This window comes from Flavobacteriales bacterium, assembly GCA_016713875.1.
Taxonomy (GTDB): Bacteria; Bacteroidota; Bacteroidia; order Flavobacteriales_F; family PHOS-HE28; genus PHOS-HE28.
In genome coordinates, this window is sequence record JADJOI010000003.1 from 3710846 (window position 1) to 3733918 (window position 23073).

Annotated in this window: 19 protein-coding genes and 1 pseudogene; 13 read left to right on the forward strand and 7 right to left on the reverse strand. The window is 65.8% G+C overall.

Translation table 11 applies throughout. The annotated features are described in order from the left end of the window. Positions 1 to 7: 7 nt before the first annotated feature. From IPJ87_17350 to IPJ87_17360, 3 genes and pseudogenes are all read left to right on the forward strand, one after another. The gene (locus IPJ87_17350; protein ID MBK7943613.1) at positions 8 to 454 is read left to right on the forward strand and encodes a hypothetical protein; all 447 of its coding nucleotides are present in this window, start codon (positions 8 to 10) and stop codon (positions 452 to 454) included. A 250-nt stretch (positions 455 to 704) separates the two neighbouring features. Continuing rightward, a pseudogene (locus tag IPJ87_17355) lies at positions 705 to 2199 on the forward strand (tetratricopeptide repeat protein). A gap of 14 nt (positions 2200 to 2213) precedes the next feature. Then, complete coding sequence (locus tag IPJ87_17360; protein ID MBK7943614.1) at positions 2214 to 2537, forward strand: hypothetical protein; 324 nt, start codon at positions 2214 to 2216, stop codon at positions 2535 to 2537. Positions 2538 to 2705: 168 nt separating this feature from the next. On the opposite strand, the gene IPJ87_17365 is transcribed toward IPJ87_17360, so the two are convergent. The 4 genes from IPJ87_17365 to IPJ87_17380 are packed head-to-tail and all read right to left on the reverse strand — an operon-like array spanning position 2706 to position 6004. Continuing rightward, the gene (locus IPJ87_17365; protein MBK7943615.1) at positions 2706 to 3377 is read right to left on the reverse strand and encodes a hypothetical protein; all 672 of its coding nucleotides are present in this window, start codon (positions 3375 to 3377) and stop codon (positions 2706 to 2708) included. After that, positions 3304 to 4158 (reverse strand): tetratricopeptide repeat protein, encoded by an 855-nt coding sequence (locus IPJ87_17370; protein ID MBK7943616.1) that lies wholly within the window; start codon positions 4156 to 4158, stop codon positions 3304 to 3306. The genes IPJ87_17365 and IPJ87_17370 overlap by 74 nt, the downstream gene beginning before the upstream one ends. Beyond that, positions 4113 to 4622, reverse strand: a complete 510-nt coding sequence (locus tag IPJ87_17375; GenBank protein ID MBK7943617.1) for a hypothetical protein — start codon at positions 4620 to 4622, stop codon at positions 4113 to 4115. Before IPJ87_17375 ends, IPJ87_17370 begins: the two co-directional genes overlap by 46 nt. A 41-nt stretch (positions 4623 to 4663) precedes the next feature. Beyond that, positions 4664 to 6004 (reverse strand): hypothetical protein, encoded by a 1341-nt coding sequence (locus tag IPJ87_17380; protein ID MBK7943618.1) that lies wholly within the window; start codon positions 6002 to 6004, stop codon positions 4664 to 4666. 109 nt (positions 6005 to 6113) lie between these two features. Between IPJ87_17380 and IPJ87_17385 the strand changes: the two genes are divergently transcribed. Further along, a complete protein-coding gene (locus IPJ87_17385) occupies positions 6114 to 6989 on the forward strand; it encodes a T9SS type A sorting domain-containing protein (GenBank protein MBK7943619.1) in 876 nt (291 codons plus the stop codon). Here the strand turns inward: IPJ87_17385 and IPJ87_17390 are convergent, their stop codons facing one another. Continuing rightward, positions 6990 to 7730, reverse strand: coding sequence for a geranylgeranylglyceryl/heptaprenylglyceryl phosphate synthase (locus tag IPJ87_17390; protein MBK7943620.1), 741 nt, complete (start codon positions 7728 to 7730; stop codon positions 6990 to 6992). It abuts the gene before it with no gap. A gap of 123 nt (positions 7731 to 7853) precedes the next feature. On the opposite strand from IPJ87_17390, the gene IPJ87_17395 reads away from it, so the two are divergent. Further along, entirely contained in the window at positions 7854 to 9170 is a 1317-nt protein-coding gene (locus tag IPJ87_17395; protein ID MBK7943621.1) for an adenosylhomocysteinase, read from the forward strand. A gap of 209 nt (positions 9171 to 9379) precedes the next feature. Here the strand turns inward: IPJ87_17395 and IPJ87_17400 are convergent, their stop codons facing one another. Then, on the reverse strand, positions 9380 to 9820 hold the full coding sequence (locus IPJ87_17400; protein ID MBK7943622.1) for a hypothetical protein: 441 nt from the start codon (positions 9818 to 9820) through the stop codon (positions 9380 to 9382). Between the two features lie 46 nt (positions 9821 to 9866). On the opposite strand from IPJ87_17400, the gene IPJ87_17405 reads away from it, so the two are divergent. The 6 genes from IPJ87_17405 to IPJ87_17430 all read left to right on the forward strand — a co-directional run bounded on the left by IPJ87_17405 (position 9867) and on the right by IPJ87_17430 (position 20370). Then, a complete protein-coding gene (locus IPJ87_17405) occupies positions 9867 to 10151 on the forward strand; it encodes a hypothetical protein (protein MBK7943623.1) in 285 nt (94 codons plus the stop codon). A gap of 248 nt (positions 10152 to 10399) precedes the next feature. Further along, positions 10400 to 14176 (forward strand): carboxypeptidase regulatory-like domain-containing protein, encoded by a 3777-nt coding sequence (locus IPJ87_17410; GenBank protein ID MBK7943624.1) that lies wholly within the window; start codon positions 10400 to 10402, stop codon positions 14174 to 14176. A 19-nt stretch (positions 14177 to 14195) separates the two neighbouring features. Next, on the forward strand, positions 14196 to 18242 hold the full coding sequence (locus tag IPJ87_17415) for a T9SS C-terminal target domain-containing protein (GenBank protein ID MBK7943625.1): 4047 nt from the start codon (positions 14196 to 14198) through the stop codon (positions 18240 to 18242). A 96-nt stretch (positions 18243 to 18338) separates the two neighbouring features. After that, positions 18339 to 19403, forward strand: a complete 1065-nt coding sequence (locus tag IPJ87_17420; GenBank protein MBK7943626.1) for a PorV/PorQ family protein — start codon at positions 18339 to 18341, stop codon at positions 19401 to 19403. Positions 19404 to 19474: 71 nt separating this feature from the next. Then, positions 19475 to 19948, forward strand: a complete 474-nt coding sequence (gene greA / locus IPJ87_17425; GenBank protein MBK7943627.1) for a transcription elongation factor GreA — start codon at positions 19475 to 19477, stop codon at positions 19946 to 19948. Positions 19949 to 19980: 32 nt separating this feature from the next. Next, on the forward strand, positions 19981 to 20370 hold the full coding sequence (locus tag IPJ87_17430; protein ID MBK7943628.1) for an HIT family protein: 390 nt from the start codon (positions 19981 to 19983) through the stop codon (positions 20368 to 20370). Between the two features lie 3 nt (positions 20371 to 20373). On the opposite strand, the gene ruvC is transcribed toward IPJ87_17430, so the two are convergent. After that, on the reverse strand, positions 20374 to 21003 hold the full coding sequence (gene ruvC / locus IPJ87_17435) for a crossover junction endodeoxyribonuclease RuvC (GenBank protein ID MBK7943629.1): 630 nt from the start codon (positions 21001 to 21003) through the stop codon (positions 20374 to 20376). Between ruvC and IPJ87_17440 the strand changes: the two genes are divergently transcribed. Both IPJ87_17440 and IPJ87_17445 read left to right on the forward strand, forming a co-directional pair. After that, positions 20980 to 21939, forward strand: a complete 960-nt coding sequence (locus IPJ87_17440; GenBank protein MBK7943630.1) for a hypothetical protein — start codon at positions 20980 to 20982, stop codon at positions 21937 to 21939. The two genes, ruvC and IPJ87_17440, sit on opposite strands and share 24 nt — an antisense overlap. Next, the gene (locus tag IPJ87_17445) at positions 21936 to 23072 is read left to right on the forward strand and encodes a glycosyltransferase (GenBank protein MBK7943631.1); all 1137 of its coding nucleotides are present in this window, start codon (positions 21936 to 21938) and stop codon (positions 23070 to 23072) included. Before IPJ87_17440 ends, IPJ87_17445 begins: the two co-directional genes overlap by 4 nt. Position 23073: the final 1 nt, after the last annotated feature.

The following is a 23073-nucleotide window of genomic DNA, read 5'->3' on the forward strand; positions in this document are numbered from 1 at the left end:
GATAGCGTTGCCAAGCATCATTGGCCGCCGTCAGCCCAAGGCTGCACAGCGCGGAAGACTCTTTCAGCCCGCAACCTTGCAAGCGGCAGCGCACCGCCTGCCGCAATCGTTCGTTCAGCGCCTCATCGCTGAGGCTTCGCGCATCTGTTCGCTTCATGTCAAGCTCGATCCACAGATCGTGCCGATCGACCGCTTCTTTGTCACCGTCTCAGTAGGTCTGCTCTTCGAGGAGTCGGGCCGCTATCGCATGCTGCCAACCATACGGGCATACGTGCATAGTACCTTGACCTTGGGGGATGCGGATCTGGAAGCACTGAACAGGCACTTCTTGGACGACTTGGCGGCCAAGGAGGGCGACAAGGTGGGTGCTGAAGGCGGCGCGGCTGCTGCGGCCCGGTTGAAAGCGGAAGCCGCCAATATTGAACATCTGCTCAAGCTGGCCTGCAAGCCATGACCACTGAACGCCTGCTTCGCGCACTCTTAGGCTGGGCCCAGTTCACGCGGTTCACCGGCCGGGCCGAAGGTGGTGTTATGGAGGCTGCGCTGGCCCGATTCGGTGAGGATGCACCCCGAGAGCGGGCACAAGTGTTGAGATGCCTGGGCGACATCGCCCTGGCGCGCAGCCAGCACGACGAGGCGCGCGCGCGGTATGAGGAAGCGCGGCCGCTGTACCAACGCGTGGGCTCCGTGTTGGGCGAGGCGAATTGCATCCAGAGCCTGGGCGACATCGCCCCCAGCGCAGCCAGCACGACGAGGGCGCAGCGCGGTATGAGGAAGCGCGGCCGCTGTACCAACGCGTGGGCGACGTGTTGGGCGAGGCGAATTGCATCAAGAGACTGGGCGACATCGCCCTAGCGCGCAGCCAGCACGACGAGGCGCGCGCGCGGTATGAGGAAGCGTGGCCGCTGTACCAACGCGTGGGCGACGTGTTGGGCGAGGCGAATTGCATCCAGAGACTGGGCGACATCGCCCTAGCGCGCAGCCAGCACGACGAGGCGCGCGCGCGGTATGAGGAAGCGCGGCCGCTGTACCAACGCGTGGGCGACGTGTTGGGCGAGGCGAATTGCATCCAGAGACTGGGCGACATCGCCCTAGCGCGCAGCCAGCACGACGAGGCGCGCGCGCGGTATGAGGAAGCGCGGCCGCTGTACCAACGCGTGGGCTCCGTGTTGGGCGAGGCGAATTGCATCCAGAGCCTGGGCGACATCGCCCTAGCGCGCAGCCAGCACGACGAGGCGCGCGCGCGGTATGAGGAAGCGCGGCCGCTGTACCAACGCGTGGGCGACGTGTTGGGCGAGGCGAATTGCATCCAGAGCCTGGGCGACATCGCCCCAGCGCAGCCAGCACGACGAGGCGCGCGCGCGGTATGAGGAAGCGCGGCCGCTGTACCAACGCGTGGGCGACGTGTTGGGCGAGGCGAATTGCATCCAGAGCCTGGGCGACATCGCCCTAGCGCGCAGCCAGCACGACGAGGCGCGCGCGCGGTATGAGGAAGCGCGGCCGCTGTACCAACGCGTGGGCGACGTGTTGGGCGAGGCGAATTGCATCAAGGGCCTGGGCGACATCGCCCTAGCGCGCAGCCAGCACGACGAGGCGCGCGCGCGGTATGAGGAAGCGCGGCCGCTGTACCAACGCGTGGGCTCCGTGTTGGGCGAGGCGAATTGCATCAAGAGCCTGGGCGATATCGCCCTTCGGCGCAGCCAGCACGACGAGGCGCGCGCGCGATATGAGGAAGCGCGGCCGCTGTTCCAACGCGTGGGCTCCGTGTTGGGCGAGGCGAATTGCATCCAGAGACTGGGCGCCATCGCCCTAGCGCGCAGCCAGCACGACAAGGCGCGCGCGCGGTATGAGGAAGCGCGGCCGCTGTACCAACGCGTGGGCGACGTGTTGGGCGAGGCGAATTGCATCCTGAGCCTGGGCGACATCGCCCTTCGGCGCAGCCAGCACGACGAGGCGCGCGCGCGGTATGAAGAAGCACTGTCCTTCTACGTACGGATCCCGGAGCCTTACTCCTTGGGCCAGACCCATCGGCGGCTCGCGAGGCTCGCGCAGGGTGCTGATCAATGCGCACAAGTGAAGAAAGCCGAAGGGTATTGGAGCAGCATCGATCGGCCAGACCTCGTGCAAGATCTCAAGGGGGAGTTCCCGGAATGTTTCGGCAAACCAGTGGCGAAGTCAAAGCGACCTAAGAAGGGCTGAGGTTCGCCTTACCGATGCACCGCCTCGCTCAGCGCGAATACGATCTCCGGGTCCTGCTCAATGGCCGCGCGCACCATGAGCACATCAACACCGCGGACGCATCGCCCGCCATTGACCCGTACGTGGTGAACGACCTGCGCCTCAACGCCTCGCTGCACCGGCTGTTCCGGATCCCGACCATCGACCTCACCCTCACCGTGCGCAACGTCCTCAGCGAACAATACGAGAACAACGGTTGGAGCTACAGCTTCATCGAGGGCGGTACGCGCCACGAGCTTGTGGGCCTCTATCCCCAGGCGCCGATCCACGTGCTGGGCGGGGTGACGGTGCGGTGGTGAGCGGCCGTCGCAAAAGGACTAACGAAGGTTACCATGACCCGTCGTGGCCGCCGCACGACGTTTGGGTGATCCAACGACCCCGGCCATGCGCACCCGATCCCTCCTCGTCGCCGCCCTGTTGGCGCCCGCCTTGCTCAGCGCCCAGAGCTTCGACGCCACGATCCTGAGCTACGAAGGGCTCGACCGCACCTGCGACGGCGGCATCACCCCGGTGCTGCGCATCCAGAACACCGGCGGCGAAACGATGATGAGCTGCGACATCGACATCCTGCGGAACGGGCTCGCGGACAACACCTTCCACTGGGTGCTGGCCGTGCCCGCCCTCACCGGCGAGGTGCGCAAGCCCGCGCTGCCGACCATCACCGGTCCGCTGTGCAGGCCGATGCGCATCTCGAGGGCGGGCTTGCCGGCGCGCAGGCGCTCGGTGCGGCGCTGCGCGATGTGGTCCCGCATGTCGAGCGCCGCGAGCACGATGTCCGCTGCGGAGGACGCCTTCGGGTCGGGCAATCCGGCCGCGGCCATGTACGCGTCGCCGATGGTCCTGATCTTCTCCACGCGATGCCGCTCCACAATGGCGTCGAGCCCCTTGAAGCGCGCATCGATCTCCTCCACGAGCTCGGCGGCGCTCAGTTGTTCGCTCAGCTGGGTGAAGCCTTTGAAGTCGGTGAAGAGCACGGTGGCGCTGGTGTAAGTGCGCCCTTCGGCGCGGCCCGTGGCCTTCAGTTCGGCGGCCACCTCCACGGGCAGGATGTTGTGCAGCAGCTCATCACTGCGCTCCTTCTCGTGCTCGATGGCCCTCTTGGCGCGCTGGGTGGTAGCGCAGGCGGTTGAGCAGCGCACCGGCGATCACGAGCACCAGCAGGATGCCCGCGATGAGCAGGCCGCGGCGCGAACGCTCGTCGGCCATGCGCCGGTCGAAGGCCAGTTGTTGCGCGTACGCCTCCTTCACGCGGGCGAGGCTGTCGGCGATCTGCTGTTGCTCGAAGTCGCGCACCAGTTCCAGCCGCAGCACTTCCTTGCCATTGTCCACCTTGTCCAGCGTGTCGTCCAGCGAGAGGTAGGACCGTTGCGCGTCGTACGCACTGCGGAAATCGCCGGCCAGGGCCAGCGCACGCATCACGCACTCGGTGCATTCCTTGCGCTGGGTCAGCAGGCCCAGGCTGTCGGCCAGGACCAGCCCGCAGCGGCACACCTTGAGCGCATCGGCGGCACGGCCTACGGCGAGGTAGGCCTCTCCCGCATAGAACAGGTTGCGGGTCAACGGGTCCTTCGTGTCCAGCTCGGTGAACACGGTGCGCGCGGTGTCGAAGTGGGCGTGGGCCTTGCGGGGGCGGCCCAGGCGGGAGAGCACCTGGCCGAGGTTGTTGTGCGCCTTGCCCCGGTCGAGCCGGTTGCCGAGGCCGCGGTACAGGGCGATGGCCTCCTGCAGTTCGATGGCGGCCTTGTCGCGCTCGCCGAGGTCGCTGTGTGTGGTGCCGATGCTCACCAGGGCACTGGCCCGACCCTTGGCATTGCCCAGCTCGTCGTACAGCGCGGCGCTGCGTTGGTAGTTCTGCAGCGCCTTGCCGAACTCGTTCAGCCGTTCGTAGGTGTTGCCGATGTTGTTGTAGGTGCTGGCCACACCCTCGGTGTTGCCCAGCTCCTGGTCGATGCGGAGGCTCTGTGCAGCAGCTCCAGCGCGCGCGGCAGGTCGCCGAGGTCCTTGTGCACCGTGCTCCTGTTGCTGAGCGTGGCGGCGGTGCGCCCGCGGTCGGTCATGGACCGGGCCACCTCCTTGGCGCGGTTGAAGTGATCGGGCGCGGCGGGCAGGTCGCTGCGCATCTTGTGCCCCACGGCCAGCGTGTTGTAGGCGGTGTACAGGGCTTTCGGGTCACCGGTGGTCCGCGCCAGTTCCAACTGCATGCGCGCCAAAGCGAGGCCGCTGTCCGGCCGCTCGAACGCCGCCTTCCAGGACAGTGTGGCGATGGCCTTCAGGTGCGCACTGTCGGGCAGGGCCTCGTTGCGCCAGACGGTCCACAGCGAGTCGTTCTGCGGCCGGGCGGCCGCGGCGAGCAGGCAGAGCGTGACGGTGAGGACGAGGCGCATGCGGGCGGGGGAAATCAGGTCCGACCGCCGCAGCGCCGCGCTCAGGGCGTCGTCCAGCGCAGCACCTCGGTGCGGCCCTGGTCGTCGCGCAGCTGCAGCAGCGCCAGCCCCTTGCTGCGGGGTGCGGGGATCGAGGCCCGACCGGCCTGGGCGATCCGGCCTTCATCGACCAGCCGCCCCGTGGCGTCCAGCAGCGTCCAGCGGCAGGGGGCGGCCACCTGGATCCATGCGCCGCCCTCCGCGTCGATGTCGAGCAGCTGCGCCGTGCCCGTCGATGCGCCGACGGTCACCACGCCCAGCATGGAGCCATCCCCGTCCACGCGCAGCAGGTAGGGCCGAAGAAAGAGGCCGGTGAGGCTGTCCGCGGCCGTGCCGCTCACCAGGAAGCCTCCATGGCCGTCGGGCCGGATGTGCCGGCCGATCCCTTCGGCATACGTATGCGTCCAGAGCGTATCGCCCTGGTCATTGAACCGGGCCACAAGGCAGTGCAGGTCTCGATGACCAGTGGCCAGGTACGTGTTCGTCAGGGGGTCGAAGCAGGCATCGTACAGCTTCAACCCCGGATGGTAGTGTTGGCTCTGGAGGGCACATTGATCATCCACATGCATCGCAAGGCCGTCCAACCCGCTATCCTGCCGGCCAAAGATCATGGAACCACCAGCGGGCCGCTCCAACACCTTATGTCCCTGTTGGAAACCACTGGTGCCCATGGACGCCGAGGCCTCCAGCGCACCGGTGGCGCTGAACCGTTTGCAGAGCACCTGGATGGAGCCGGGCATCGGCGGTCCGCTCAGGCCGGTGACCAGCAGGGCGCCGTCGGACAGCTCGCGGCCATGCACGGCGCGTTCGATGGGCTGGCCGGGCAGGCTGTAGGTCCAGAGCAGCTGCCCTCCGGGGCCATAGCGGCGCACGATGGGCCGAAGGTCCATGGGAGTGACGTACGACGTGCCGCAGGCCAGCAGGTCGCCGTTCCCGAGGACGGTCACGTTGGAGAAGTAGGTCTCGTTGTTCACCATCAGCGAATCGGCCCATTGCACGCCGTCGGCCGCGCCGTTCAATCGGGCGATGTAGGCGCGATGCGCGATGCTGCGTCCCACGATCACCGGAGCGGGGTTGTCGTCCGCACTGCCGAACACATACGCGAAGGCCGCCGGCAGCGCCTCCGCACCGAGCCAGGTGCCGTCGTCATCCAGCCGCACCAGCCGGGCTCCGGGGTCGGCCTGCATGGGCAGCAGGGCGCCCGGGCCCCAGGGCCAGCAGGCGACCGGGGTCAGCAGGTCCGTGCCGGAGTACACCGTATCGCCGGTGGCCGGTTGGCTGAGGGGGAACTGAGCGTGGGCCGCCAGGGCCACGATGCTCAAGGGAAAGAATGATGCGCGCATGGAACCAGGGTTGTCCAGTGGACGACACGAAGGTGCATCGCGCTGCCCGGCCGGAGCATGAACAGCGTTCAGGGTGCGATCTGCGTCCTTTGTGCAAACCCCCTGCGCCATGGTCCGGAACATCGTTACCCTCCTCGCCGCGGTGCTCGTGCTTCCCACGCACGCCCAGTTCGATGCGCTGCCGGACGCCAACGCCGGCTGGACCGTCTCCTTTTGGATCGGACCGGGGTATCCGTACGAGGGTTACTTCTATGAGTACGACGCACAGTCGCCGGATACCGTCATCGCCGGGGACGTGTTCAAGAAACTGAACGTCACGAACACGTTCGGCTTCACCGACTACGGCGGCGCACTGCGTGACAACGAGATGGGGCAGGTGTACTTCTGCGAGCCGGGAGGTTCGGTGCCTGCGCTTCTGCTCGACTTCGATGTCGTTCCCGGTGACACGGTCTTCAATGTCTTCTCCATGTGGATGCAGGACGTGTTCGTCTGGTCCGTGGACACGGTACTGATCAATGGCACACCGCGTAAGCGCATCGGGCTCGCTTGCGTCCCGAACCCCATTGGCGTTAGCGCCTATTGGATCCAAGGTATCGGCGGCCTGGGCGGCTTCTTGTTCACCAATCCGTGCGGCAGCGTGTCGGGGATCGGAGAGCTGGTGTGCATGACCGCGAACGACACGGTGCAATGGGGACCGAACGTGGGCGGCGTGGGCGATTGCGCGCTTGCCTTGGGAGCGGCTGAAGAACCGGAGCCGGCGTCGGATCTGTCGCTGCACCCGGTGCCGGCGGAGGATCGGCTGTACCTGCAAGGGGTGATGCCTGGCGCGCAGCTCGAGGTGCTTGGGGCGGATGGCCGCATCGTCATGGCATCCGCTGCACCCCAAGGGCCATTGGACATCAGCACCCTGGTCACCGGGGTCCACGTGCTGCGCGTGACCGATGTGGACGGCAAGGTCCGCACGGCGCGCTTCGTCAAGCGCTGATCACCCGTGCACCGCTTCGCTCAGGGCGAAGATGAGCTCGGGATCCTGTTCGAAGGCGGTGCCCACCACGACCACGTCCGCCCCGGCGTCGCACAGGCCGCGCGCGGTGGCCGCATCGCGGATGCCGCCGCCCACGATGATCGGTAGTTGCACGGTGCGCCGCACGGTGGCCACCATTTCGGGGCTCACGGTGCGGTCGGCGCCGCTGCCCGTGTCCAGGTAGATGGTGCGCAGGCCGAGCAGTTCGCCCGCCAGGGCCGTGGCAGCGGCGATGCCGGGCTTGTCGCGGGGGATCGGCACCGTCTGGCTCACGTAGCTCACCGTGGTGGGCTTGCCGCCGTCCACCAGCATGTAGCCGGTGGGGATGGCCTCCAGACCGAGGGCCTTGATGGTGGGCGCGGCGGTCACGTGGTGGCCGATGAGCAGCTCGGGGTTGCGGCCGCTGATCAGGCTGAGGAAGAGCACCGCGTCGGCGTGGCGGCTGAGCTGGGCCGGGCTGCCCGGGAACAGCACCACAGGCCGGTCGCTCCAGCGCTTCACCAGGTCCACGCAGCGGTCGAAGGAGGCCGAGGTGAGCAGGCTGCCGCCCACGAAGAGCAGATCCGCTTTGGCCATGCAGGCGTTCTGCACGGTGCGCTCCAGCAGGGCCTCGTCCTGTCCGAAGTCGGGGTCGATGAGCACGGCCAGGAGCTTGCGCCCGCGAACCTTCGCGTCCTCGAGCTGTTCCACCACGGCGCCCATCGGTGCGAACATAGTCAACAGCGCTGGCCTTCAGCCCTCCGAACCGCTACCTTTGCCGCCGCGAACGGGACGCCCCCGAGCAGATCCGCACCTACGCCTACGCCGGGCTACGGCGAGCAACGCATGAGCACCAAGACCGCCGAACAGTTGAAGTACAAAGTGAAGGACATGGCCCTCGCTGAGTGGGGTCGCAAGGAGATCGAACTGGCCGAGGCCGAGATGCCCGGCCTGATGGCCCTGCGCTCCCGGTACGGCACGGAGAAGCCCCTCAAGGGCGCCCGCATCGCCGGCTGCCTGCACATGACCATCCAGACCGCCGTGCTGATCGAGACCCTCAAGGAGCTCGGAGCCGAGGTGAGCTGGAGCAGCTGCAACATCTTCAGCACGCAGGACCACGCCGCCGCCGCCATCGCCAAGGCCGGCATCCCGGTGTATGCGTGGAAGGGCATGAACAATGAGGAGTTCGACTGGTGCATCGAGCAGACGCTCTTCGCCTTCGAGGGTGGCCAGCCGCTGAACATGATCCTCGATGATGGGGGCGACCTCACCAACATGGTGCTGGACAAGTACCCCGAGCTGGTGAAGGGCATCAAAGGCCTCAGCGAAGAGACCACCACCGGGGTGCTCCGCCTGATCGAGCGCACCAAGAACGGCACCCTGCCGATGCCCGCGATCAACATCAACGACAGCGTCACCAAGAGCAAGTTCGACAACAAGTACGGCTGCAAGGAGAGCGCCGTGGACGCCATCCGCCGCGCCACCGACATCATGATGGCCGGCAAGGTGGCCATCGTGTGCGGCTACGGCGATGTGGGCAAGGGCACCGCGGCCAGCCTGCGCGGCGCTGGTGCGCGCGTCATCGTCACGGAGATCGATCCGATCTGCGCCCTGCAGGCGGCCATGGACGGCTACGAGGTGAAGAAGCTGGTGCCGAACGTGCACCGCGCGGACATCATCATCACCACCACGGGCAACTTCAACATCGTCACCGAGGCCGCCTTCCGCAAGATGAAGGACAAGGCCATCGTGTGCAACATCGGCCACTTCGACAACGAGATCGACATGGCTTGGCTGAACAAGGCCTATGGCCACACCAAGGTGGAGATCAAGCCGCAGGTGGACAAGTACACGATCGACGGCAAGGACGTGATCATCCTGGCCGAGGGCCGCCTGGTGAACCTGGGCTGTGCCACGGGCCACCCCAGCTTCGTGATGAGCAACAGCTTCACCAACCAGACGCTGGCGCAGATCGAGCTGTGGAACAACCACGGCAACTACGAGAACAAGGTGTATGTGCTGCCCAAGCACCTCGACGAGATGGTGGCCAGGCTGCACTTGGACAAGATCGGCGTGGAGCTGGAGGAGCTCACCGACGCACAGGCCAAGTACATCGGCGTGCCGAAGAACGGTCCGTTCAAGAGCGACGCGTACCGCTACTGATCCGAACATGAACGCAACGCCCCGGGTCCACCAGGACACCGGGGCGTTGCCGTTCCATGCGGTGTCGCCACGACCGCTCCGCCATCGCAACCTATCAGGTCAGGTCCTGGGCGAACTCGCGGGCGTCCACCCTTGCACTTCTCCACCAGGGTCTCGTCCAAGCATCGGCGCAAGCGCACCCGCACCCTTGCACCTCTCCACCCACCCGCTCAGTTGTAGATCCGGAGGATGCTCCCGTTGAACGCCGTATTGTAGCGCTGCAGCCCTAGGGATGCGGGACCTTGTGTGACGCTGCCGTCCATGATGAGGTAGGCGCTGCCGCAGCAGGTGGTGTCGCGTGCGATCACGTCGGTGCCGTCCACATGCACGCGGCAGAGCTCGGCCGGCTGGTAGGGGCAGTGGCGGTCGAGGGCCACGAACTCCTCCATGCTCTTGCGGTATACGATGATGCCCAGCGACCCACCCGTGAGGTAGAGCCATCCGCCCGGCACGGCCAGATCGTTGTATGCCGGGTTGTTCACGTTGATCTGGAAGTCGACCGGGGTGAGCGGCACGCCGCCGCTGGTCTCCTTGCGGCAACCGGTGATGGTCAGGAGCAGTCCCGTGAGCAGGACCGCGACCATGGCGGCGGTCTTCCGGTGCGTGGACATGTGTCAAAGGTAGTGGCTGTGGCACCGCTGGTCGTATCCTTGCGCCATGCGCTGGTCCGCCCTGTTCGTCCTTCTCCTTTTGACGGCCGCTCCCACGATGGTGCGCGCGCAGGAGGGCATCGGGCAGAAGGAGGCCGAACGCATGCAGGCCCGCAAGGAGAAGGAGGAGCGCAAGCAACTGCAGAGGCAGGAGCGTGACGATCGCCGCCGCCACCTGAAGATCCAGGACAAGGCCACCCGCAAGCGGATCCGGCAGCACACCAAGCGGGCCGACCGGCGGGGCAGCGGGCCGCATCGCGACGGCTGGATCCGCCGCACCTTCACCCGTTGAGCACTTCCGGACCGGTATATCCCGCCCAGGATTCGGTAGGGTGGTGAGCACGGGAAGCGGATACCTTGCCCCCGGTAAGCGACCGTCATGCGACCGTCAAGCATCCCCCCGATCGGACCTCCCACTTGCCCCCGATGCATGGAATCTGAAGCTGGACGCGGGTTTCCGAAGATTTGGCGGAAGGCGGATCTTTCTATCTTTACGCCCCCTCGTTGCGCAGTCGTTCCACTCGTTAAACCTACTCGTTGATGGTGAGAAGGGTATTCTCCTCGATCGCCCTTGGTCTGTTCGCTACGGTGTCCGCCTTTGCACAGGTCGGCGCCGGAAGCCTCAAGGGTAAAGTGGCTGACAAGGTCTCCAAGGAGCCGCTGCCGTTCGTGAACGTCGCCGTGGAGAACCGCGGTACCGTGGTGGCCTCGGGCACCACGGACTTCGACGGCAACTACTTCATCAAGCCCATCGATCCGGGCTCGTATGACGTCATCGTCACCTACGTGGGCTACCAGCCCTTGAAGCAGACCGGCGTGGTGGTGAGCGGCAACCAGATCACCTTCCTGGACCTCAACCTCTCCCAGGGCCTTGAGCTCAAGGAGTTCGAAGTGGTCCAATACCAGGTGCCGCTGATCCAGAAGGACGGTGGGGCCTCCGGAGGCACCATCACCCGGGAGGACATCGCGCGCATGCCCCAGCGCTCGGCGGCGGCCATCGCCACCACGGTGGCGGGCACCAGCACGGCGGGCACCGATGGCGGCATCAGCATCCGCGGCGCACGCACGGAGAACACCTATTACTACATCGACGGTGTGAAAGTGCCCGCCGGCGCCGGCACGGGCCTGCCCAAGAGCGCCATCGAGGAGGTGCAGGTGATCACCGGTGGTGTGCCGGCCAACTACGGCGACGTGTCGGGCGGCGTGATCAACATCACCACCCGCGGCCCCAGCCGCAGCTTCTTCGGTGGGGTGGAATACCTCACCTCGGGCTTCAAAGTGGGCAGTGACATCACCGATATCGTGGGCCTGGACAAATACGCGTTCAATCAGGTGGAGGCCAGCATCAGCGGTCCGCTCTTCTTCAAGAAGGACAGCGTGGGCAACAAGACCCGCCCTCTGCTGGGCTTCTTTCTCAGCGGCCAGTACAGCAACATCGTGGACAACGACCCGAGCTATGTGGGCGACTGGCGTGTGCGGCCGGAGAAGCGCGATGAACTGCTGGCCGACCCGCTATCCATCCGGGACATCGCCGGGTCCAATGCGGTGGTGTACAACTCGGACTTCCTGCGCGACGAGGACATCGAGCAGTTCAAGACCCGCCAGAACGCCGGGCGGGTGGCCTACGTGGCCTCGGGCAAGATCGACATCGCCACCACGGAGAACATCAGCCTGACCTTGGGCGGCAGTGTGGACTATCTGGACCGTCAGAACTTCAACCGGGCGAACTCGCTGCTGAACGCGGACAACAACTTCCGCTACACCGACCTCACCTGGCGTGGTTTCCTTCGCTTCGTGCAGCGTTTCCCCAACCGCGGCGGCGAGGATGGTGAGCAGGCCAGCAAGATCAAGAACGCGTTCTATAGCATCCAGCTCGACTACTCCCGCTTCACCCAGCGGGTGGAGGACCAGGAGCACGGCGACAAGTTCTTCGACTACGGGTATTTGGGCCGGTTCAACACCTTCCGGGCTCCCACCTACGAGTTCGTGGACACGCTCGGCGCGTTCGTCCACACCGGTTTCCGCGATACGCTGGTCACGTTCGTGCCCAGCGAGACCAACGCCGACGTCGCTTCCATCACCTCCCAGTACTTCAACCTGTTCCCGTATGAGGCGTTCAACGTCGCGAACCTCTTCGGAGGACAGGGCCCTTCCGGTCCCTATGAGGATTTCAACGCGATCCGTGCGGGCAACGGTCTGTTGAACGGCGAACGGCCGCGGAACCTCTACAATCTGTGGAACAACATCGGGTTCATCGATGATCCGGACGGAGGCGAGTTCCGTCGTCGCCAGACCGATCAGTTCCGTTTGACCGCCATGGGATCGGCCGACATCGGCCAGCATGCCCTGAGCGTGGGTGTGGAGTACGAGCAGCTGGTGGACCGGCGCTACGGTCTGGCTCCGGCCGGTCTGTGGACCCGCGCCCGTGAATTGGCGAACTTCCACATCCGCAACCTGAACGATGAGTCGCTCTCCAACGCGACGATCACCTATCCCTTCGGAACGCTCCCGTTCTACACGTTCGATCGACTGGTGGGTGACGACCAGCCCTTCTTCGACCGCAGCCTGCGCGAGGCGTTGGGCCTCGATCCGAACGGCTCGGACTTCATCGACGTGGATGCCGTCGACCCGTCGGTGTATTCGCTGGACATGTTCAGTGCCGAGGAGCTCCTCAACGATGGGAACGCTTACGTGACCTTCAGCGGTTACGACCACCTGGGCAACCGCATTTCGGGACGCCCTGCGTTCGAGGATTTCTTCGACAAGCGCGATGAGAACGGGAACTTCACCCGGGTCCAGGCACCCTTCGCCCCGATCTACATGGCGGGCTACCTGATGGACAAGTTCGCCTTCGACGACATCATCTTCAACGTGGGGGTCCGGGTGGACCGCTTCGATGCGAACCAGAACACCCTGAAGGACAAGTTCCTCTGGCGCCCGGCGTACACAGCAGGGACCGAGGTTCCTGACAGCGACATCCGCGAGTCTCTGGCCAACGGCCGTCCGAGCAATATCGGGGACGACTATGTGATCTATGTGGACCGGCTGGTCGACCCCACCCGCATCGTGGGCTACCGCGATGGCAATGTGTGGTACAGCGCTACGGGTGAGGAGCTCGCCGACCCCTCGGTGCTGCGCAGTGCGGAAGGCATCGCGCCCTACCTCATCGATTATGAGTCGGACCCCAACGGTGACCTGCCCGGCAGCCGCCTGAAGAAGAGTGCCTTCGAGGACTACCAGCCGGCCGTGAACATCATGCCCCGCGTGGCGTTCAGCTTCCCGATCAGCGACGAGGCCTTGTTCTTTGCGCACTACGACATCCTCACCCAGCGCCCCACCAGTGCCATTCGCCTTGATCTGCCTGGGCTGGCGTACATCGAGACCACGGGGGACATCATGAACAACCCCTCGCTGAAGCCCAGCAAGACCATCGACTACGAGCTCGGCTTCCAGCAGGTCCTGAGCAAGAGCAGTTCCTTGAAGATCGCCGCCTTCTACCGCGAACTGCGGGACATGATCGCCATCCGCAACGTGCAAGAGGCCTGGCCGCGCACCTACCGCACCTACGACAACATCGACTTCGGTACCGTGAAGGGCCTGAGCCTCACCTACGACCTGCGCCGCACCGGCAACATCTGGATGCGCGCCAATTACACGCTGCAGTTCGCCGAAGGCACGGGCAGCGACCCCAACACCTCTCTGGCCCTGATCAATAGCGGCCAGAGCAACCTGCGGGTGATCAACGGTCTGAACTTCGACCAGCGACACCGCATTCAGGTCACCACCGACTTCCGCTATGGTGCCGGCAAGGACTACAACGGTCCGATGCTGTTCGGGAAACCCATCCTGCAGCGCACCGGTGTGAACCTCGTGACGATCTTCGGCAGCGGCACCCCCTACAGCAATTCCGCTCAGATCGTGCAGGAGGGTGCCATTGCCGGTGGTCAGGGCTCCTACCGGCTGGATGGCAGCGTGAACGGTGCCCGCCTGCCCTGGCAGTTCACCGCCGACATGCAGTTGGACCGGGACATTCCGCTGAACATGGGCAAGAAGGAGGGCGACAAGGCCAAGGCGGTGGACCTGAACATCTACCTGCTGATCACCAACCTGTTGAACACGCGCAACATCACCGGGGTGTACCGCGCCACCGGCAGCCCCACCGACGATGGCTACCTGGCCGCTGCCCAGTACCAGAACGACATCGCGCTGCAGACCGACCCGCAGAGCTACGCCGACCTGTACAACGTGAAGGTGAACGACCCCGGCAACTTCGGCGCCCCGCGGACGATCCGCCTCGGTCTGCGCCTCAGCTTCTGAACCGAATTCCTTTCCGCACATGAACCGCACGGACCGCATGACCCCCACCAGGATCCTCGCGCTCGCGTCCCTTTTCCTGTTCGGCACGCTGGCCGCTCCGGCCCGCGAGTCGCAGGACCGTGGCCCCCAGGGCCGCGCCAACGGCCAGGCCGTCCAGGCCAAGGCCGCCGGCTGCTCGCCGTCCACCGCACGCGACGAGCTGGACCTCAACAACGTGCGCGCCCTGATCGAAACGGGCGGCAACATGTGGCAGCGCCGCGATGGTGCAGGAGGCCCGGCCTACGAGGTGCCCAAGACAGAGGACCGCTCCGGCCCGGACGCGCTCTTCGCCGGTTCGCTCTGGCTGGGCGGCGTGTCCCCGGACAACCAGCTCAAGCTGGCCGCCGTGCGCTTCCGCCAGGTGGGGAATGATTACTGGCCCGGACCGCTCACCAACACAGGCGATGCGTCCATCACGCCCGAGGTCTGTACCCAGTTCGACAAGACCTGGAAGACGCTCCGTCAGGATGCCGAGCTGCATCGGGCCTATCACCGCTGCCGTCTGGACCCCGCGTGCGACGAGAACGTGGAGTATCCCAACTACGTGATGCCCACGATCTATGAGGAGTGGCCCGCGCACGGGAACATCGACCTGAACCAGGACTACAACCTGGCACCCTATGCCGACGAGGACGGCAGCGACGACTACAACCCCGAGGAAGGGGATTATCCCGGCTATGACCTGGACGGGGAGATCGATTGCACGGCGCGCAAGCGCGAGGATGCCATTCCCCTGTTCGGCGACCAGAACATCTGGTGGGTGTTCAACGACAAGGGCAACGCGCACACCGAATCCGGTGGTCTGCCCATCGGCATGGAGATCCGCGCGCAGGCCTTCGCCTTCGCCACGAACGACGCGGTGAACAACATGACCTTCTACAACTACGTGCTCATCAACCAGGGCACGCAGACCCTTCTGAACACGTACATGGGCCAGTGGGCGGACGTGGACCTGGGCTGCGCCGATGATGACTATGTGGGATGCGACGTCCAACGCGGTCTGGGCTATGCGTACAACGGCGACAACAACGACGAGAACTGCAACGGTCATCCGGGCTACGGCGTGCAGCCGCCGGCCATGGGCATCGATTTCTTCGAAGGACCCTTCCAGGACTATGATGGTCTGGACAACCCGGGCCCTGCCACCAACGCGGAGATCTACAACTGCCAGAACGCCCGCGATTCGTTGGGCATCCCGTACAAAGGGATCGGCATCGGGTATGGCGACGGCAAAGAGGACAATGAGCGCTACGGCATGCGTGCCTACCTGTACCACAATAATGATGGAACTGTGCGTGGTGATCCTTCCATCGCCATTCACTATTACAACTACCTCAGGGCGATCTGGAAGGACAACTCACCGAACCTGTACGGTGGCACCGGACATCAGGCTGATCCTGATGCCGATCCGAACACCCCGGCGCGGTACATGTTCCCGGGCGACAGTGACCCGACCGGCTGGGGCACGGATTGCGTACCGCAGGCCCCCTGGACCGAGGAAAGTTCGGGCAACCAGCCCTTCGACCGCCGCTTCATCCAGAGCGCGGGTCCCTTCACCCTGGAGCCGGGCGCGTACAACAACGTGACGGTGGGCGTGGTGTGGGCCCGGGCCACCGGCGGGGGGCCGTTCGAGAGCGTGCAGGAAGTGCGCCGCGCGGACGACAAGGCCCAGGCCCTGTTCGACAACTGCTTCCGGATCCTCAATGGTCCGGACGCCCCCGAGTTGGGCATCGTGGAACTGGACCGCCAGTTGATCCTGACGATCGAGAACCTGGAACTGGGCAACAACTTCAACGAGAGCTACAACGAGCTCGATCCCACCATCCCCGAGGACGCCCTGGACCGCGAGTACCATTTCCAAGGGTATCAGGTCTACCAGCTGCGCGACGGGGAGGTGAGCGTGGCCGACCTTGGCGATGTGAACCTGGCCCGCCTGGTCTTCCAGTGCGATGTGGAGGACGGCGTGAAGAACATCGTCAACTACATCGAGAACCCGACCATCGCGCTGCCCGTGCCCACGCTGATGGTGACCGGTGCGGACGAAGGGATCGCCCACTCCTTTTCGATCACGGAGGACAAGTTTGCCCAGGGCGACCCGAAGCTGATCAACTTCAAGACGTACTATTTCATGGCGATCGCCTACGGGTACAACAACTACCAGGACTTCAATCCCGACCCGCAGCTGCTCACCGGTCAGGCGCTTCCCTATCTCGCCGGCCGCAAATCGGCCGCCGGGGCCATCAAGGCCTTCTCGGGCATTCCGCACAAGAACACCCCGGAGAACGGCGGCACGGTGCTGAACGCCGGTTACGGCGACCAGTTCACGCTCACCCGCCTGGAGGGCGTGGGCAACAACGACCAGCCGGTGATGCTGAGCAATAGCACCATCGACCTGATCATGAACGGACAGCCCTGGCGGCAGGACCAGCTCACCTACGCCCAGGACATGGGTCCGGTGAACATCAAGGTCATCGATCCGCTGGCGGTGAAGCCCGGCAACTTCGAACTGTGGTTCACCGACTCGATCACGGACGGCGATCTGGACGACGCGAGCTGGATGCTGGTGTACGTGGACGAGCAGGACACCATCCTGAGCGACCGCACCATCGAGGCCCGCAACGAGCAGCTGATCCCGGAGTACGGCCTGTCCGTCACGGTCCAGCAAGGCTTCTTCAGCGGTCAGGGCTCCCTGTTCACGGACTTCCTGGAGGCGGAGATCACCTACGCCGATCCGTCCATCCCCTGGTTGAGCGGCATCCCCGATGGGGAGGGTGAGGACGCGCTGAACTGGATCCGCGCCGGCCTGGCCGAGGGTGACGAGGTGCTTTATCCGGACCGGGTGAGCAAAGGCGATGTGGACGAACAGTACGAGGGTGTGGTGGTGCAGGTGTTCGATGGGTTCTCCGGCGGTACCTGGGCCCCCTTCGCATTGGTGGGTGATACGGCCTTCCAGCCCGGTGGGCCGAACGTGGCCGCTTCCTTGAGCTTCGCCCAGATCCGGCAGTTGGGCAACACCTTGGTGGTGCTGACCGCGGACCGGAACAAGTGGACGCGGTGCGGGGTGATCGAGATGGAGGACAACCCGGGTCTGGCGGTCGGCAATGTGCAGAAGCACGCCCTGCGAGCCAGCGCAAGCGTGGACAAGTACGGTCGGCGGAGCGGCACAGCAGGCTGCAATGAGGATGAGGCCACCTTGTTCGGTGCCCAGCCCAACGGCATGGGCTGGTTCCCGGGCTATGCCATCGACCTGTTGAGCGGCGAGCGCCTGAACATGGCGTTCGGTGAGGCCAGTTTCTGGGGTGGTGGTTACGGCAAGGACATGATCTGGAACCCGAGCGATACGCTGATCACCGCCTTGGGGTCACCGGTCTTCGGAGGACAGCACTGGATCTTCGTGTTCCGCAACGCGCAGCGCGAAGAGGCCAACCCGGAGCTTCATGCCGCAGTACGACCAGGGGCAGTTCATCTACGACAAGCTGACCTCGGGCACCGTGGCCGACCGCAACCGGGTGTACCGCGCCTGTTCCTGGGTGGGCTCCGCGCTTCGCAACCACGGCTTCCAGTTCCGCTCCATGGACGATGGCCTCATCCCTACGGAGACACGGATCCGTCTGAACGTGGTGAAGCCATACGAGACCTACCGCGAGCCGTTCGCCGGCTACACCCCCACGATCGCTCCGCAGCTCAACGACGGCCTGCCGCTGTACCGCTTCAACACGGGCGAGCGCGCACCGGTGGTGCAGGACGCCGAGGCGGCACAGACCGCCTGCGACATGATCGATGTGGTGCCCAATCCGTACTACGGCTTCAGCAGCTACGAGACGAGCCGCCTGGACAACCGGGTGAAGTTCATCAACCTGCCCCAGCGCTGCGACATCTCCATCTACAACGTGAGCGGCACCCTGGTGCGCCGGTTCAAGAAGGACAACGCGTTGACCTTCCTGGACTGGGACCTGCGCAACCAGGTGAACGTGCCGGTGGCCAGCGGGGTGTACATCTGCCACATCGAGGTGCCCGGCGTGTGTGAGCGCGTGGTGAAGTGGTTCGGCGTGATGCGCCCGACGGATCTGCAGAACTTCTGATCGGTGGAGGTCAACGAAGCGACGAGAACGACATGAAGACGATGATGCAACGAACTACCTCCGCATCCCTCCAGGCTCTGGGGTCCGCGGTGCTGCTCACCCTGTTGGCCCTGCCGGCGCATGCGGGCAATCCGGACCGGGCCGGTTCGGCCGGGGCCGCACAGCTGCTGATCAACCCTTGGGCGCGCAGCGCCGGATGGGGCCTGGCCAATACCGCGGCCCTCCGCGGGGTGGAGAGCATGTTCGGCAACGTGGCGGGCCTGGCCCACACGCGCAAGACAGAAGTGGCCTTCTCCACGAGCCGCTGGCTCGAAGGGTCCGGCGTCACGGTGAACAGCTTCGGCCTGGGGCAGCGCGTGGGCAGCACCGGTGCCTTGGGCATCAGCGTGATGTCCATGGGCTTCGGTGACCTGCCGGTGAACACGACGGACCAGCCCGAAGGCGGACTGGGCACTTTCCGTGTGAGCTACGCCAACATCAGCGTGGCCTACGCGAAGGGCTTCTCCAACAGCATCTATGGCGGCCTGCTGGTGCGGGTGGTTTCCGAGTCCATCGCCGATGCGCGTGCCTCCGGGGTCTGTTTCGATGCCGGAATCAACTACGTCACCGGGGAGCGCGATCAGGTGCGTTTCGCCATCGCCCTGAAGAACGTGGGTCCCACGATGCGCTTCGACGGCGACGGCATGGCCGTGCAGGGGCTCTTGGTGAGCGGAAGCGATCAGCTCACCCTGGCCAACCGGTCGCAGAAGTTCGAGCTGCCCTCCATGTTGTCCATCGGGGGCTCGTACGACTTCAAGCTCGGTGAGATGCACCGCCTGACCCCGGCGTTGAGCTTCTTCTCCAACTCGTTCACCCGCGATCAGTTCGTGCTTGGCCTGGAGTATGCGTTCCGCCGCATCTTCCACCTGCGCGGCGGATACCTGTGGGAGGAGAACATCACCAGCGATGAGGAGCGCGCCACCGTGTTCACCGGGCCTTCGGGGGGCCTCAGTGTGGACCTGCCCTTCGGCAAGGAGAAGCAGAGCGCCATCGCCGTGGACTACGCGTACCGGGCGACCAACCCCTTCAGTGGCGTCCACCAGATCGGCATCCGCGTGAGCCTCTGATCCGGATCGTTTATCTTTGAAGGAAGGGGACCTCTCGGGGTCCTCTTCCATTCTGCAATACCCCATCGACCATGTCAGGTCCGGCCTATTACACCGAGGAGGGCTTCCGCAAGCTCCAGGAAGAGCTGCATCACATGCGCAGCGTGGAGCGCCCCCACATCAGCCAGCAGATCGCCGACGCCCGCGATAAGGGCGACCTCAGCGAGAACGCGGAGTACCACGCCGCCAAGGAGGAGCAGGGCTTGCTGGAAGCGCGCATCGCCAAGCTGGAGGAAGTGCTGGCCAATGCCCGCATCATCGACGCCTCCCAGCTCGACGCGTCAAGGGTGTACATCCACTGCAAAGTGTTGGTCCGCCATGTGGACAATGACTCGCGCCGCGAGTTCATCCTGGTGGCCGAGAGCGAGGCCGACATCAAGCTGGGCAAGATCAGCGTGAGCTCACCCATCGGCAAGGGCCTGTTGGGCAAGAGCAAGGGCGAGGTGGCCGAGATCGTCACCCCGGCCGGCAGCACCCGCTTCGAGATCGTGGAGATCAGCCGTTGAACCCCGGTCGTTCAAACCGTTCCATCTACCCGATGGCCAGCCTCTTCACCCGCATCATCCAAGGCGAGATCCCCTGCCACAGGGTGGGCGAGGACGCGCGGTTCCTCGCCTTCCTGGACATCAACCCTCAGCGCGAGGGCCACACCCTGGTGGTGCCGAAGCTGGAGGTGGACCGCTTCCTTGAGCTTCCGGAGGACCTGCTGTCGGGCATTCTGCCCTTCGCCAGGGAGGTGGGCGCGCGCATCCAGCGGGTGGTGCCCTGCGACCGGATCGGGCTGTGCGTGATCGGCCTGGAGGTGCCGCACGCCCACCTTCACCTGGTGCCTCTGGACCGCATGGCGGACATGGACTTCACGCGGCCCAAGCTGCGACCCACCGCCGAGGAACTGGCGGCGCTGGCCAAGCGGATCCGCGAGGCCTGACCCTCACCCCTTCACCCGCCCCGGGTTGTTACGCACGAACTGCGACCAGCCGGCCCCGCCGCCACCGCGACCTCCACGCGCAGGCACCGGTGCGGCGTGCCCCTGGCTGAACTGATGGCACACCGCCACGGCCAGCGCATCCGTGGCGTCCGTGCTGGCCGGTAGTGCGGACACACCCAGGATGCTGAGCAGCATGGCGGCCACCTGTTCCTTGGTGGCGCCGCCGTGCCCGGTGATGCTCTGCTTGATGCGCGTGGGGGCATACTCCCGCACGGCCACCTCGCGCTGGATCGCGGCTGCGATGGCCACACCCTGGGCGCGGCCGAGCTTCAGCATGCTCTGCACGTTCTTGCCGAAGAACTGGGCTTCGATCGCCAGGTCGTCCGGTAGGTGCCGCTCGATCAGTTCGGTGGTGTGGCGGTGGATGGCCTGCAGCTTCAGGGTGTGATCATCCCCGGCGGCGAACCGGATGCTGCCCGCCTCCACGAGCGTGATCCGCGGGCCTTCGGCCCGGATGACCCCGAAGCCCATGACGGTCGTCCCGGGGTCAATACCAAGAATGATGCGCTCGGCCCGGGCCACCCCGCTATTTTTGGCCGTCTTCAGGCCATGGAGTTCACGATCGTTCGGCATCCGGTGTGGAGGGCATGGGCCCGGTGGGCGGTCTTCGTGGCCACCCTGGGCTGGCTGGCCCATGCCGCGTCCAGCGCCCAAGGTACGCCCTGGGCCGTGGCCGCTGTCAGCCCCTGGGCCTGGCTGATCATGCCTGTCGTGGCCGTGCTGGCCGTGGTCAACTGGTGGCTCGAGTCGGTCAAGTGGCGCCGGCTGATGCGCCCGTTGGTCCGCCTCTCCGGGACCGAGGCGTTCCGTGCCACCCTCAGCGGTACCACCCTGGGCCTGGTGACGCCCAACCGCACCGGAGAGTTCCTGGGCCGCATCGCTCATTTACCAGCCCCCATTCGCACCCACGCCGCGCTCGCCTCCCTGCCCGGCAGCATCGCCCAGTTCACCGTCACCCTGGTGGCCGGAGCACTGGGGCTCATGGTGCTCTGGGGTCCTGCTATCACCGACCTGCCCGTGCATCCGGCCTCGCTGCTGGTGCTGGCGGCCGTCATCGCCGTGCCGTCCATGCTGCTCATGCGGCCGGGGCGCTTGGCCGCGCTCCTGCTGCGTCTGCCCCTTCCGCGTACCTGGCGGAATGGTGCCGGCGCCCTTGGCGAAGGGCAGGGTCGACCCGCTCCGGCCATCCTTGCGCTTAGCGCCGCACGCTACCTCGTCTTTTCCCTGCAGTTCGTGCTCTTGCTTCTGCTGTTCGCCCCCGAGGTGGCCTGGCCCTATGCCTGCGGGGCGGTGCCGGTCATCTTCCTCATCACCACCCTGGTGCCCACCGCAGTGCTCACCGAGCTTGGTGTGCGCGGTTCGGTGGCGGTGGCCGTGCTGGCCCCACTGCAGGTGGAGGCCCTGCCCGTGTTGTCGGCCACCTTCACCCTTTGGCTGGCGAACCTCGCTTTGCCGGCCATCGCGGGCGGGGTGGTGCTGTTGGCGGCCCGGCGGGGCGACCAGGCATGAACGGCTGGCTGCTCTGGTTGCTGGGCTTGCTGGGCCTGGCCTTGTTCTTCGCAGCGCTGATCCGCCAATGGACACAGGTGTTCCGCATGGCGCTGCGCCCGGTCGTCGGCTCCATGGACCCCGTGCGCGTGAGCGTGCTGGTGCCTGCTCGGAACGAGGCCGGACGCATCACCCTCGTGCTCCAGGACCTCGCCGCACAGATGCCCGCACCGCCGGATGAGGTGATCGTGGTGGATGACGCTTCAGAGGACGGCACGCTGGCACAGGCCCGGTCGATGGCCGCTCGATGGCCCGTGTTGCGCGTGTTGGCCCTGCAGGGCGCCCAAGGCAAGAAGGCGGCGCTGGAAGCGGGTATGGCCGAGGCGGGGCATCCGGTCGTGTTGTTCACCGACGCGGACGTCCGCTTCGGACCGGGGCGGGTCGCCGCCTTCGAACGGGCCTGGGCGTCCACGTCCCCCGACCTGCTTCTGGGCCCGGTCTTCTTGCGCGAGGCCCATGGTGCGTGGGGGCGGTTCCAACGGGAGGAGCAGGCCGTTCTGCTGGGCGTGTGCGCCGGCAGCGCCCTCAGCGGAACGGCGGTGCTGGCCAATGGGGCGAACATGGCCGTGCGCCGTTCGGTGTTCGAAGCGATGGGAGGCTACGCAGCGGACCGGCAGTGGGCCAGCGGCGATGACATGTTCCTGTTGCGGCGGGTGCAGCGCGCCGGTGGCCGGGTCGCCTTCGTGGCGGCGCCGGACGCGGCGGTGGAGGTGGAGCCGGCGTCGAACATGCTGGGCTGGCTGCGGCAGCGCCTTCGCTGGGCCGGCAAGCTGCGCGCCTACCCGGCGCCGGGGGCCTTCGCGTTCGGCACCCTGGCCATCGGGTTGCCCTGGGCATTGGCGGCGACCACGCTCGTGAGCCTCGATCGGCGCATCGGAGACGACCTGGGCTGGTCCTGGGCCTTGTTGCTGCTGGGCTGGTCGGCCTGGCTCGGACCCGCACTGGGTCTGATCGAAGTGGCCAAGGAGGCCCAGGGCCTCCGGCACAGGCCGATAGGCACGCTGGTCGCGTTGTTCGGCATGGCGTTCACCGCACCGTTCCTTGCGGCGATCGCCATGGTGGTACGTCCACGGTGGAAAGGGAGGCGGACCTAGG

Excerpts from the sequence above, each read along its gene's own strand:
- IPJ87_17360 (MBK7943614.1), top strand. The coding sequence starts at position 2,214 with ATGCACCGCCTCGCTCAGCGCGAATACGATCTCCGGGTCCTGCTCAAT.
- IPJ87_17375 (MBK7943617.1), bottom strand. The coding sequence starts at position 4,622 with ATGCGCCTCGTCCTCACCGTCACGCTCTGCCTGCTCGCCGCGGCCGCC.
- IPJ87_17380 (MBK7943618.1), bottom strand. The coding sequence starts at position 6,004 with ATGCGCGCATCATTCTTTCCCTTGAGCATCGTGGCCCTGGCGGCCCAC.
- IPJ87_17385 (MBK7943619.1), top strand. The coding sequence starts at position 6,114 with ATGGTCCGGAACATCGTTACCCTCCTCGCCGCGGTGCTCGTGCTTCCC.
- IPJ87_17390 (MBK7943620.1), bottom strand. The coding sequence starts at position 7,730 with ATGGGCGCCGTGGTGGAACAGCTCGAGGACGCGAAGGTTCGCGGGCGC.
- IPJ87_17395 (MBK7943621.1), top strand. The coding sequence starts at position 7,854 with ATGAGCACCAAGACCGCCGAACAGTTGAAGTACAAAGTGAAGGACATG.
- IPJ87_17400 (MBK7943622.1), bottom strand. The coding sequence starts at position 9,820 with ATGTCCACGCACCGGAAGACCGCCGCCATGGTCGCGGTCCTGCTCACG.
- IPJ87_17405 (MBK7943623.1), top strand. The coding sequence starts at position 9,867 with ATGCGCTGGTCCGCCCTGTTCGTCCTTCTCCTTTTGACGGCCGCTCCC.
- IPJ87_17410 (MBK7943624.1), top strand. The coding sequence starts at position 10,400 with ATGGTGAGAAGGGTATTCTCCTCGATCGCCCTTGGTCTGTTCGCTACG.
- IPJ87_17415 (MBK7943625.1), top strand. The coding sequence starts at position 14,196 with ATGAACCGCACGGACCGCATGACCCCCACCAGGATCCTCGCGCTCGCG.
- IPJ87_17420 (MBK7943626.1), top strand. The coding sequence starts at position 18,339 with ATGATGCAACGAACTACCTCCGCATCCCTCCAGGCTCTGGGGTCCGCG.
- greA (MBK7943627.1), top strand. The coding sequence starts at position 19,475 with ATGTCAGGTCCGGCCTATTACACCGAGGAGGGCTTCCGCAAGCTCCAG.
- IPJ87_17430 (MBK7943628.1), top strand. The coding sequence starts at position 19,981 with ATGGCCAGCCTCTTCACCCGCATCATCCAAGGCGAGATCCCCTGCCAC.
- IPJ87_17440 (MBK7943630.1), top strand. The coding sequence starts at position 20,980 with ATGGAGTTCACGATCGTTCGGCATCCGGTGTGGAGGGCATGGGCCCGG.
- ruvC (MBK7943629.1), bottom strand. The coding sequence starts at position 21,003 with ATGCCGAACGATCGTGAACTCCATGGCCTGAAGACGGCCAAAAATAGC.
- IPJ87_17445 (MBK7943631.1), top strand. The coding sequence starts at position 21,936 with ATGAACGGCTGGCTGCTCTGGTTGCTGGGCTTGCTGGGCCTGGCCTTG.